The sequence below is a fragment of the Mycobacterium sp. URHD0025 genome (assembly GCF_000426065.1).
In the GTDB taxonomy this organism is placed as follows: domain Bacteria; phylum Actinomycetota; class Actinomycetes; order Mycobacteriales; family Mycobacteriaceae; genus Mycobacterium.
Map to the genome: position 1 here is coordinate 34,062 of NZ_AUEQ01000010.1, position 11,596 is coordinate 45,657.

General features: G+C 67.7%; 11 protein-coding genes and 1 pseudogene. 4 read left to right on the forward strand and 8 right to left on the reverse strand.

Annotated features, from left to right (window positions below; genetic code table 11):
- Positions 1 to 2: 2 nt before the first annotated feature.
- Complete coding sequence (locus H977_RS0115245) at positions 3 to 749, reverse strand: 3-oxoacyl-ACP reductase family protein (RefSeq protein WP_029108663.1); 747 nt, start codon at positions 747 to 749, stop codon at positions 3 to 5.
- Positions 750 to 875: 126 nt separating this feature from the next.
- On the opposite strand from H977_RS0115245, the gene H977_RS0115250 reads away from it, so the two are divergent.
- Positions 876 to 1,949: an NAD(P)H-dependent amine dehydrogenase family protein gene (locus H977_RS0115250; RefSeq protein WP_029108664.1), complete on the forward strand. Its 1,074-nt coding sequence runs from the start codon at positions 876 to 878 to the stop codon at positions 1,947 to 1,949.
- 64 nt (positions 1,950 to 2,013) lie between these two features.
- Entirely contained in the window at positions 2,014 to 3,837 is a 1,824-nt protein-coding gene (locus H977_RS0115255; protein WP_029108665.1) for an Hsp70 family protein, read from the forward strand.
- A gap of 24 nt (positions 3,838 to 3,861) precedes the next feature.
- Here the strand turns inward: H977_RS0115255 and H977_RS0115260 are convergent, their stop codons facing one another.
- Together H977_RS0115260 and H977_RS0115265 are read right to left on the reverse strand one after the other, a co-directional pair.
- A complete protein-coding gene (locus tag H977_RS0115260; RefSeq protein WP_029108666.1) occupies positions 3,862 to 4,506 on the reverse strand; it encodes a TetR/AcrR family transcriptional regulator in 645 nt (214 codons plus the stop codon).
- Positions 4,503 to 5,315, reverse strand: a complete 813-nt coding sequence (locus tag H977_RS0115265; protein ID WP_036476140.1) for an SDR family NAD(P)-dependent oxidoreductase — start codon at positions 5,313 to 5,315, stop codon at positions 4,503 to 4,505. The genes H977_RS0115260 and H977_RS0115265 overlap by 4 nt, the downstream gene beginning before the upstream one ends.
- A gap of 217 nt (positions 5,316 to 5,532) precedes the next feature.
- On the opposite strand from H977_RS0115265, the gene H977_RS0115270 reads away from it, so the two are divergent.
- Complete coding sequence (locus H977_RS0115270) at positions 5,533 to 7,083, forward strand: acetolactate synthase large subunit (protein WP_029108668.1); 1,551 nt, start codon at positions 5,533 to 5,535, stop codon at positions 7,081 to 7,083.
- Between the two features lie 50 nt (positions 7,084 to 7,133).
- Here H977_RS0115270 and H977_RS33270 read toward each other — a convergent pair whose 3' ends face one another.
- The gene (locus tag H977_RS33270; RefSeq protein ID WP_051288877.1) at positions 7,134 to 8,174 is read right to left on the reverse strand and encodes a class I SAM-dependent methyltransferase; all 1,041 of its coding nucleotides are present in this window, start codon (positions 8,172 to 8,174) and stop codon (positions 7,134 to 7,136) included.
- 2 nt (positions 8,175 to 8,176) lie between these two features.
- Positions 8,177 to 8,419 (reverse strand): LPXTG cell wall anchor domain-containing protein, encoded by a 243-nt coding sequence (locus H977_RS0115280; protein WP_029108669.1) that lies wholly within the window; start codon positions 8,417 to 8,419, stop codon positions 8,177 to 8,179.
- A 46-nt stretch (positions 8,420 to 8,465) separates the two neighbouring features.
- On the opposite strand from H977_RS0115280, the gene H977_RS0115285 reads away from it, so the two are divergent.
- The gene (locus H977_RS0115285; RefSeq protein WP_029108670.1) at positions 8,466 to 9,206 is read left to right on the forward strand and encodes an SHOCT domain-containing protein; all 741 of its coding nucleotides are present in this window, start codon (positions 8,466 to 8,468) and stop codon (positions 9,204 to 9,206) included.
- Between the two features lie 9 nt (positions 9,207 to 9,215).
- On the opposite strand, the gene H977_RS0115290 is transcribed toward H977_RS0115285, so the two are convergent.
- From H977_RS0115290 to H977_RS36245, 3 genes and pseudogenes are all read right to left on the reverse strand, one after another.
- Positions 9,216 to 10,589, reverse strand: coding sequence for a styrene monooxygenase/indole monooxygenase family protein (locus tag H977_RS0115290; protein WP_029108671.1), 1,374 nt, complete (start codon positions 10,587 to 10,589; stop codon positions 9,216 to 9,218).
- A gap of 126 nt (positions 10,590 to 10,715) precedes the next feature.
- Positions 10,716 to 11,345, reverse strand: coding sequence for an MBL fold metallo-hydrolase (locus tag H977_RS0115295; RefSeq protein ID WP_029108672.1), 630 nt, complete (start codon positions 11,343 to 11,345; stop codon positions 10,716 to 10,718).
- Positions 11,342 to 11,596 (reverse strand): annotated as a pseudogene (locus H977_RS36245) (S-(hydroxymethyl)mycothiol dehydrogenase); the annotation flags it as partial. The pseudogene H977_RS36245 and the gene H977_RS0115295, both read right to left, overlap by 4 nt.

An 11,596-nucleotide genomic window follows, 5' to 3' on the forward strand; every position in this document is an offset into this window, starting at 1 on the left:
GGTCAGGCGGTGAAACCGCCGTCGACGTTCCAGTTCGCCCCGGTGACGAATCCGGATTCCGGGCCCGCCAGGAAGCTGACCACGGCGGCGATGTCGCTGGTGTGACCATAGCGACCCAACGCGGTGGTTTGCTTTACCAGATCGGCGAATTCACCTTCGTCAGGGTTCAGATCGGTGGCGATCGGACCCGGCTGCACATTGTTGACGGTGATACCGCGAGGCCCCAGTTCGCGGGCCAGGCCGCGGGTCAGGGAAGCAACGGCCCCCTTGGTCATCGCATACACGGCTGTTCCCCCGGTCGGGACCCGGTCGGCGTTGATGCTGCCGATGTTGATGATTCGCGATCCTTCACCGAGATGCGCTACCGCACTGCGGATCGCGGAGTAGACACCACCGATGTTGACCGCGACCACACGATCGAACTGCTCCTGCGGGTACTCCTCGATCGGTGCCATATAGGCGGTTCCGGCGTTGTTGACCAACACGTCCAAGCCGCCGAGGGCGGACACCGTCTGCTCGACCGCGTTGGCTACTTGCGCGGGGTCGGCGCTGTCGGCCTGGATCGCCACGACTTTCGCGCCGTCGGCAGTCAGTTCCCCGACCAGCTTGTCAGCCTCGGCGGCAGAGGCCCCGTATGTGAACGCCACCGCGGCGCCGTCGGCCGCCAGCCGTCGCACGATGCCCGCGCCGATCCCTCGCGAACCGCCGGTCACCAGTGCGCGCCGCCCGGCCAAAGTCGGAGATGTCATTTCGATTCCTTCCCAAAGCGTTCAAGGCTTTCCGGTCTCACCGACCGCGGGCCATGCAGGGTAAAGGTAGATGCCGGAGCGGAGATTCCCGATGTGACCGGCCTCACTCTGTGCCAGGGTGTTCGGATGGTCAAGCGTGTAGTGGTTTGGGGCACCGGTTTCGTCGGACAGATGGTCATCGCGGAGATCGTCAAGCACCCGTTGTTCGAACTCGTCGGGGTCGGAGTCAGCAATCCGGAGAAGGTCGGCCGCGACGCCGGCGAGATCTGCGGCCTCGGTGCCGACATCGGTGTCCGGACCACCGATGACGTCGCCGCGCTCATCGCGCTGAAGCCGGACGCGGTGGTGCACTACGGGCCGACAGCCGCTCATGCCGACGTCAACATCGACGTGATCACCCGGTTCCTGCGGGCCGGCATCGACGTCTGCTCCACTGCGATGACGCCCTGGGTGTGGCCCAAGATGCATCTCAATCCGCCGGCCTGGATCGAGCCGATCACCGAGGCCTGCGAGGCCGGCCAGGCCTCGTGTTTCACGACCGGCATCGACCCGGGATTCGCCAACGACCTGTTCCCCATGACGCTGATGGGTCTGTGTTCAGAGGTGCGCCGGGTGCGGGCGTCCGAGCTGCTGGACTACACCAACTACACCGGGGACTACGAGTTCGAGATGGGGATCGGCAAACCGCCCGAGCACCGCGCTCTGCTCGAGACGCCGGACATTCTCATCTTCGCCTGGGGCGCAACGGTTCCGATGATCGCACACGCCGCGGGCATCGAGCTCGACGAGATCACCACCACCTGGGACAAGTGGATCACCCCGGACGAACGCAAGTCGGCCAAAGGCATCATTCCGGCAGGCAATGTCGCGGCTGTGCGCTTCACCATCAACGGTGTCTACCGCGGCGAGACCCGCATCCAGCTCGAGCACGTCAACCGCATCGGCCTGGACGCCGCACCCGAATGGCCGTCCGGAAAAGACAACGACGTCTATCGCGTCGACATCGAGGGCACACCGAGCATCTCCCAGGAGACCGCGTTCCGGTTCACCGACGGCTCCGGCCGCGACGCCGCCGCCGCGGGCTGCCTGGCCACCGGGCTGCGCGCGCTCAACGCCGTGCCGGCAGTCAACGAACATTCGCCAGGATGGGTCACGCCCTTGGATCTACCACTGATTCCAGGGCTGGGGACCATTCGCTAGGTAACACCGGCCCCGGCAAAAGAGATGGATTACCGGATAGGGTTCCTTCTCGAAACGGGGTGACATGTCAGACGGGATCGGGTTGTCGATTGGTTCGACCAACCTCACAGCAGTGGTGGTGGGCCGCGCCGCGGTGACGCGTTCGCCGGTGCTGACGCTCTACCCGCACCGGGCCGCGGAAGTGGGTGTACCCAGCGAGAACCCCAACCTGAACGAACGCGGGCTGATCCTCACCGACTTCGTCGAGCGGGCGGGGGACCCGGTCGGAATACTGGCCCCCGACGGGTCGACACACCGGGGTGAGACGCTGCTCGCCGAGGCGTTGGGCGCGCTGCTGCGCACCTTGACCCGGGGACGCCCGCCGGTTGACCCGATCGCCATCACATATCCCGCGCACTGGCGGACCAACCAGGTTGAGGCGTTGCGCTCCGCACTGGCCGCCATCGGAGACATCGACGATCCGGTGCTGGTGTCCGATGCGGTGGCGGCGTTGGTCGCCCTACAGGACAACCCGGGTGTGCCGACCCGCGGTGTGATCGCGGTGTGCGATTTCGGGGGCAGCGGCACCAGCATCACGCTCGCCGACGCCGACAGCGGCTATCAGCCGATCGCGCCCACGATTCGGCATCCCGACCTCTCGGGTGACCTGATCGACCAGGGACTGCTCACCCATGTGGTGAACGACCTGTCTGCCGCAGGGACGATAGACCTGGCCGGCACCTCGGCCATCGGCTCACTGGGCCGGCTTCGTGCCGAGTGCCGGCGGGCCAAGGAGCGCCTGTCCACCGAGTCCGTCACCGCCCTGGTCGCCGAGCTGCCCGGGCATCGCAGTGATGTGCGGCTGAACCGCAATGAACTCGACGACGTGATCGGCGAACCACTGCGTGAGTTCACGTCGGTGCTGCAGGGCGCGATAGAACGCAGCGGACTCCGCCCCGGGGATCTCGTGGCGGTCGCCTCCACCGGCGGTGGCGCACGAATCCCCGCGATCACGACAACGCTGTCCGAACACCTGCGCGTGCCTGTGATCACCGCCCCCCAACCGGAACTGACCTCGGCCATCGGCGGCGGCCTGATCGCCGTGCGCGGCGTGGCCCAAGACGGCATGACCGCGATGGCCCCGGCGCCGGCCGGGGAGTTCGCAGGGGCGCCGCCGACCGCCGCTGCCGCCTTGCTGGCACCCGAACCTCCCGCCGCCTCCCAGGCGCTGGCCTGGTCCGATGCCGACGACGTTCCCGACGTCGCGCCGGTCGACGACTACCGAGCGGAGAGTTACGGCGACGATTACGGGGCCGACTTCGACACCGGCTTGGAGCCCGCGGGCGGACGTACTGCAGCACGGCCCCAGCTCGAGTTCGGCGAGCGTGAGCTGACCGAACGCGACGAGGTCGCGGCGCTGCCCTGGTACCGCCGGCCGCCGGTGATCCTCGGTGCCGGTGCCGCGGCGGTACTGGTCGCTGTCGTAGCAGTGCTGATCACCATCACCGGCGGCGACGAGCCGACCCGCCCGGCGTCCAACTCCAAGGCGGTCCCGTCGACGACGGCCGCCCCTGACGAGAACGCGCCTGCCGCGCCGGTGAACGAACCGGCGCCCGTGGACGCACCGCAGACCGTTACGCACGAGGCTCCGGCTCCGCACACCGTGACACAGACCGTCGAGCAACCTGCCCCGGAAGCACCTCCGGTCACCGAGAACCCGCCGCCTGCCGAGACGCCGACTCCGACCCCGACGAGCGAGGCCCCGCCCCCGACGACGACGGAAGCGCCGCAGACGACGACGCAAGCGCCGACCACCACCCAGGCCCCGTGGAGTCCCACCGCGCCGTACCCGACGATCCCCGGCTTGCCGTGGGTTCCGGCACCCGGTGGCGGTCATACCGGGGGCTGAGGGCGTCAGTCGACGGTCGGCCGGTCACGGCCTCGCGATCGACTCCAGCGCCTGGACTGCCTCGGATGCGTAGGTGATCGTGGTGTCGAGAGTGGCCGCGGTGCGCAACGCCGCGGCCAATGCCGCGGCGGCGAGTTCGACCAGTAGGTCGACGTCCACATCGCGATGAGTGATGCGGTCGATCATCATCTCGTCCAGAAATCCGATCCAACCGTGCAAGGCGGTGCGGAGTGCGGGCGCGATGGGCTCTACGACACCGAGCGCCAACAGAATTCGTTGGGCGCCCAGCCAACGGAGATTTTCGACAGCTGCCTGATGTTCGGCGTCGGCGCCCAGTGCGCCACGCAGGAACGCGACGAAACTGTCAGAGTAGGAATCGATGTGGGTGATGTGGGCGCGCAGGACATGGCGCAATTGATCGGCCGGCGGCGCACCCGCGGGCGCGGGGACTGACTGGACCGCGGCGATCTCGGCCGCGATCTCGTTCATCACCGCCAGATACAGGCCACGCTTATTGACGAAATGGTGTGCGATCAGTCCGTAGGCCACGCCGGCGTCCTTGGCGACCTGCGCGGTGGTCACCTGGTCGTACGGCCGCGTCGCGAACATTTTTCGGGCGGTGTCGACAATGAGCTGACGCCGATCGACCGGCTTGGACCCAGCGCTCATCGATATGTTCCGGACAATGCGCCGTCGGTGTCGACCCGTCGGCCGCCCAGTGTGGCGACCAGCCGGCCCAATGCCGGGATCTCCAGGGGAAGCAACGAATAACGCGGGTGGACAACACGTCTGGTGCCACGATCGAGCGCGCGGACGATGGCTGTCGCGGTAGAGCCAGGGGCGACGGGCGGAAATGTCCGTGGGGGTGTGGTCTTCCACGGCAGCTCATCGATGTCACGCAGGGCGGTATCGGTGGCGCCCGGCACCACTTCCAACACCCGGATGGCGGTGCCGGCCAGCTCGAGTCGCAGTGATCTCGTGGCCTGGGCCAGTGCGGCTTTGGAGGCGGCGTAATAGCCGAGCAGGGGCAGCGGCACCGCCTGCACGGTGGAGGTGACGTTGACGACGACGCCGGCGCCTGCCGCACGCATCGCGGGCAGCACCGCCGCGGTGAGCGCCAGCGGTGACCAGAGATTGACTTCGAACACCTGGCGGGCCGCCGCCGAGTCGGCCACGACCGGTTGCGCCCCGGTGAGGTTGGTGCCGGCGTTGTTGATCGCGATGTCGATCCCGCCCAGGGCATGCACGGCGTCGCGGCCCAGTCGCGCCGCCGAACCCGGTACGGCCAGATCCACACCGAACACGACGGGGCGCGGCGACCCGTCGGCCGATATCTCGTCGGCCAGGGCGTCCAGCAAGTCCTCGCGGCGGGCCGCCAGCGCGAGGACCGCTCCCCGGCGGGCCAGTGCCAGCGCCAACTCGCGGCCGATCCCGCTCGATGCTCCGGTGAGCACCACCTTCTTGCCGGATAGGTCCATTCGCCGGTGTCTCATGTCTGGTGTCTCATGTCTGGCTCCGCTCAGCCTGTTGTCGGCAGGATCACCGTGACAGACTGACTGATAATCAGTCAAGCCCTTCTCGGTCACCGGTACTGGCACAGCGGGCCACCGCCGATCAATATGGACGGGTGCACATCCGCCGGCAGAAACGTGACCACTGCTCCGAAATCGCCAGGCCCGCGATAGCCGGGCGCTCATGAGCACCGGCGCCGAAGTGGTGGTGAACCGTCTGCTCGCCGAAGGCGTCGACGTGTGCTTCGCCAACCCGGGCACCTCGGAAATGCACTTCGTCGCGGCGCTGGATGCCGCCCCCGCGATGCGCCCGGTGCTGTGCCTGTTCGAGGGCGTCGCGACCGGAGCCGCCGACGGGTACGCACGCATCGCCGGTAGGCCCGCTGCGACACTGCTGCACTTGGGCCCCGGAATGGCCAACGGCCTGGCCAATTTGCACAACGCCCGGCGTGCGTTCAGTCCCGTGGTCAATGTGGTCGGCGACCACGCGACCTATCACCAAGCGCTTGACGCCCCGCTGGAATCTGACATCGACGCGCTGGGCCGCTGGGCGCACGGGTCGGTCCACCGGCCGGAATCTGCCGCCGATCTGGACGCCGCCGTCCACTGCGCGGTTCAGAGCGCGACCGCCACGCCAGGACGCGTCGCCACCGTGATCCTGCCCGCCGACTATTCCTGGGGAATCACACCGCAGAACCCATTGCCGGATAAGGGTGTTGAGAGCCCAGGAACCGACGATGTCGACCTGGACGTGACAGGCGCCGCCGAACTGCTGCGCGCGCAGGGTGAACGCGCGGTGTTGTTGCTCGGCGGGTCGGCCACCGGCATCGACGGGCTGCGGGCAGCGGCCCTGATCCGCGCGGCCACCGGTGCCCGTGCACTCGTCGAAACCTTCCCGGCCCGGCTGGCCCGCGGCAAGGGGATACCCGCCATCGAACGTCTCGGCTACCTGGCCGAACAGGCGACGCAACAACTTTCCGGGGCAACGCATCTGGTGCTGGCCGGTGCCAAGGCGCCGGTGTCGTTCTTCGCCTATCCGGGCAAGCCGAGCGTGCTGGTACCTGACGGTGCTCAGGTCAGCTCCCTAGCCGTCGACGAGTTATGTGCTCTCGCAGACGAATTGGGTGGGGAACTGCCGAACACACCCGAGCCCGAGCCTGCCGAGTTGCCGACCGGCACACTCAACCCGCAGAACCTGGCGCAGGTGATCGCCGCGCTACTGCCGGAGAATGCCATCATCTCCGATGAGGCCAACACCAGCGGAGTGTTCCTGCCGGCCGTCACCGCATCGGCGCCGCGTCACGACGTACTCACGCTCACCGGTGGTGCGATTGGGCAGGGCCTGCCGGTGGCGGTGGGAGCCGCGATCGCCGCACCGGACCGCCCGGTGATCGCCCTGCAGTCCGACGGCAGTGCCGCGTACACCATTTCGGCACTGTGGACGATGGCCCGCGAGAACCTCGACGTCACCGTGGTGATCCTCAACAACCATGCCTACGCCATCCTCCAGCTCGAATTGCTGCGCGTGGGAACCGAGGCCGATGGCGAGCGGTCGCGCTCCCTGCTCGACCTGAGCCGGCCCGACATCGACTTCGCCTCGATCGCAGAAGGATTCGGTGTACCGGCCACGCGCGCCGGCACGGCACAGGAGCTCGCCGACCAGTTCCGCGCGGCACTGGCCGAACCTGGTCCTCACCTGATCGACGCCGCGCTGCCCACCTGGTCGCCGGGCTGACCGGTGTCGTCGGATCGGCCGGCCCGGTCGCGGTGATCATGTGCCAATGATCAGCTCGGGCGACGCTTCTCCAGGACCACCGCGGCGGTCGGTATGCGCATCGGCTCGGGATCCGAGGACAGACGTGCCGCGATACCCGCGTGCAGGCGGTCGTAGAACGCCGCCACCCGTTCAGGGCCGCCGCCGAGCGCCGCCCCCAGATCGGCGAACGCGGTGAACCGGCAGAAATCCGCCCAGCGGGCGCCGAACGCCGTTGAATTGCGGTCACCGCGGTAGGCGTTGAAGATTCGGTCCTCGGCGTCGAACAGTTCCACGTGCTGGATCTCCATCCGCTCGAACCGCCCCGACGGCGCGAACGGTGCGGCGAAATCGGCGGCACGTCGTCCAGCGATCGGCAGCGACATCCGGGCGACCTCATCGGCATCGACCACACCGTCGGTGACCAGTTCGGCCAGCGTGCTGAACACGGACCGGAACAGCGGTCGATATCCGAAGTCGCCGTCGTCGTCGAGCGCGGTTGTCAAGACCACCAGGCGTCCACCCGGATAGAGCTCGCGGCCACGGAAAGCGATGAACTCGTGCCAATCGTGGGCGGCCTGCCGGGCATAGGCACTACGCACCCGGTCGTCGCCGCTGTAGGCAGCGACGACGTGATCGGGGACCGGCATCGGCACCCGGCCCAACCGCACGATCGACCAGGCCGACCAGCCGAGGTGCACGCTGTTCGACGGCAGGATCTGGCCGTAGAACGACCGGCCGATCGCGGAGCTGAACGTGGCGGAGTCCTTGTGACGATAGGACTGTGGGTCCTCCTCCAAGATCCGGAACATCGTGGAGAAGTCGTTGTCGGCGGTATCGGTGTGCGTCACCAGAATCGAATGTTCTGGCCGGGTGCGCCCGCGCAGCACCGCGATCGCGGCGTTGAGAGGCTGCATCGAATTCTGTGCGGTGCCTGCCCCGTAATCGGCGACGACGATGGGCAGAGGCGGGTCAGGGATCGGCACGGTCCGCGCAGCCAGCTCGAGAAGCTTGATCGCCGAACTCATTCCGGCGGTATGCGGGCGGGGTGGGGTCAGGCGCTGCCCGGGCATGCCTACCTCCGCCGCCGCCGGCGCAGCAACAGTCCGATGAGAAGACCCATGACGAAGATGATGACCAAGATGAACCACATCGGCGACTCGACGGTCACCCACAGCACGTGCACGCCCACGCGATCACGGTTCTGCGCGACGAAGATCGCGGCCAGGGCGACCAGGATCAGGGCCACCCAGTAGCGCAGCGCGAACCGCCGGACCGGGCCGGTGGGCGCGGCGGTGTCGGTGTCGTCGCGAGGCATAACTCGACGGTAGCTCGTGACCGGTCTGCCGTGACAAACTTCGGCCATGAACAGCCGCCGGTCAGCTCCGCGCATCGTGATCGTCACATCGATCTGCGCCCTCGTCATCGGCGCTGTCGGGCTGTTCGCGACGTTGTTTCTCAACGCGTTCGTCTTCGACGAGTACGACGCCTACGGCGAGATCCCGATCCCCGGCACGGCCGGCCTGGAGTTGCCGGAGGGCGAGGTGACCGTCAGTCTCCACACCATGGTCACCGGATCCGGCAGCGGCCTGCCGGTCCCGCCGCTGCGCCTGCACGTGTCGGGACCCGAAGAGGCCGGCGATCCGGTACTGACCGAAAGCATCGGCGGGACAACCACGGTGAACAGCGACGCCCGGGTGCGGGTGTGGATGATGCGAGTATCCAGTCCTGGCACCTACGAGATCAGTGTCGACGGTCAGGTCCAGGGCTACATCAACCCCCGGCTGGCCTTCGGCCACGGCAGTGAATACGGCTGGCTGTTCTGGTTGTTCGGCGGTCTGGTCGCCGCGGGCGGGCTGGCGCTGACGGCGGGGATGGTCTGGTCGGCGCGGGACAGCAAGCGCGCCAGGCCCATCTCGGCGATGGGACCCACGTCATGGCCGCCACAAGATGCGGTGCCGATGGACGGCCAGCCCACCAGCTATCAGGCGACCGACCAGGCGATCCGGCTCGAACAGCTCAAAACGATTGCCGCCCTGCGTGACACCGGTGCTCTCACCGAGGCGGAGTTCGAGACGGAGAAGCGCCGGATCCTGGACAGCTGAGGGCTGTCACTACGCCGCCTGCGTTGCCAATCCCGACCGTTGAAACGATCCGACCGGGAGGAACCGTTCGAGCAATGCGTCGGCCGGTTCGCCCGCGAATTCGGTGATCAGCGCTTTGGCAGCGGCCGGGGAGGTGAGTGATTCGACCGGCCGCGGATCGTCGAGCAATCCATACAGTTTCGAGGCGAACCTCGGGCTGCCCTGGGCAGCCGCGAAGAACAGGTCGCCGTATTCGGCCAATTCGGGATCGGACAGGAACAGCCGAGTGACCAGTTGCGCTGACCGCGCACGGTGGGCGTAGAACTCCTCGAATGTGCCTCGCAGCCAGGCCTCGTCGAAGCGGCCGTCATGCGTGGCCGCCTTACGAACCAGGGTGGCGGCGTGGATCAACCCGCCCTGCGCGCCCTGGCCCGCGATCGGGTCGTACGACACCGCCGTGTCGCCCAGGGCGGCCACCGGATGGCCGCTCGCCGTGCGGCCCACGCCGGACCGAACCACTTGGGTGACCCCGCCTTTCAACCATGAGTGCGGATCGTCGTCCAGGGTCCGGAGCGCGCTCACCTCGGGTAGGTCCCAGTCGATGTAGTCGCGGTACAGCGCGGTGACGATGTCGAGCGCGGATCGCGCGCTGTCGGCACCGGCGAAACGGCGTTCCCACTCGCTGCCGGGCCGGGCCCAACCCAGAAACGTCCATGTCGGCCCGGCGTCCTTGTGTAGGTAGCCACCCAACCACGACTCGCCCTGATCGGTGACGACGGTGAGCGCGTTGCGGCGCCCGCCGGCGCTGCTACGGTGTGCGAAAACATCTGGACCGTATGGCAACCCGGACAGCGTCACGGTCAGCAGGCTCCGTTGGGGACGGTCGTAGGCGGAGCGTTCGGCATCGACCGGGAACAGTGAGGACAGACCGCCACGGCCGGTGGCCACCAGTGTCAGGTCGACGCCGGCGGCGATAGCGTCCAGCCGCGCCGGATCGACAGCCTCGACCACGAAGCGTCCACCTCGTTGCCGGAACAGTGTCAGCCGGTCGTCGGCCTTGAGACGGGTATCGACCGCCACCCCGACAAATCCGTCGAACTCGGCGTCGAAGGCGATCGCCTCGGCGCGATCCGGGCCGGAGCCGTCGACTACCCGTACGCTCTCACCGGTCGAAGTGGGGGCGGTGGCCAGGTACGTATTGAGGCCGAGCGACTCCTCGGCCCGCTGCGCCGCGCCGAAGATCAGTGCGGTGCCGGTGGCCGGAACGTCGTCACGCAAGCTGCGCTGGTCTCGATCGCTGTAGACAGTGACGTCAAAACCGTTGTCCAACAGCCCGAGGGCCGCGGTCACACCGGTCTGTCCGGCGCCGATGACCGCCGCGGAGCGTCCACTCGAAGTCGTCATGGCAGTGACTATCGGCTCACCACGCCACCCGCGGTAGGGACTGGCTCAACGTGATCGCAAACCGGCGTCAGTGCCCGGGTTGTTTGGGCCACTTCCTTTTCGCCGCTCGTTCCTCGCGGCTCATCGTCAGTGACCGCGCGCGACCCACTCGTCGTAATGCACAATCTCGTCGCCGATGGTGGTGGTGTCGCCGTGCCCGGTGTAGACCACGGTCTCGCCGGGCAGCATGCCGAGCCGTTGGGAGATCGACTCCAGGATCGTGGGGAAGTCCGAGAACGACCGTCCGGTGGCTCCGGGCCCACCTTGGAACAAGGTGTCGCCCGAGATCACCGCATTGAGCTCCGGGATGGACCAGCAGACCGAGCCGGGGGAGTGCCCCGGGGTGTGCAGCGCGTGCAGTTCGATGCCGCCGACGCGCAACACGTGGTCGTCCTCGACGGTGCGGAAGTCGTTGTCGGGGTGGACGGCTCGCCACAGCATCTCGTCGGCCGGGTGCAGCAGTATCGGCGCGTCCAGTGCCTTGCTGAGCTCGGGGGCAACGGTGATGTGGTCGTTGTGGCCGTGGGTGCACACCACCGCGACCACGTTGCGCCCGCCGACCGCCTCGATGATCGGGGCCGCGGTGTGGGCGGCGTCGAACACCACGACATCCCCACTTTTCGGGTCGTCACCGACGATCCAGATGTTGTTGTCGACATCCCAACTGCCACCGTCGAGTTCGAACTTGCCGGAGGTAACCACCCGCTGGATACTCACAGCATCACTACCGAGCGCAGCACCTCACCGGCGTGCATCTTGTGGAACGCGTCCTCGATCGCGTCCAGTCCGATGCGCTCGGAGACGAACTTCTCCAGCGGCAGCCGGCCCTGCAGGTACAGCGAGATCAGAGTGGGGAAGTCGCGTTCGGGCAGACAGTCGCCGTACCACGAGGACTTCAACGACCCACCGCGGGAGAAGAAGTCGACCAGCGGCATCTCCAGGGTCATGTCCGGGGTGGGCACACCGAC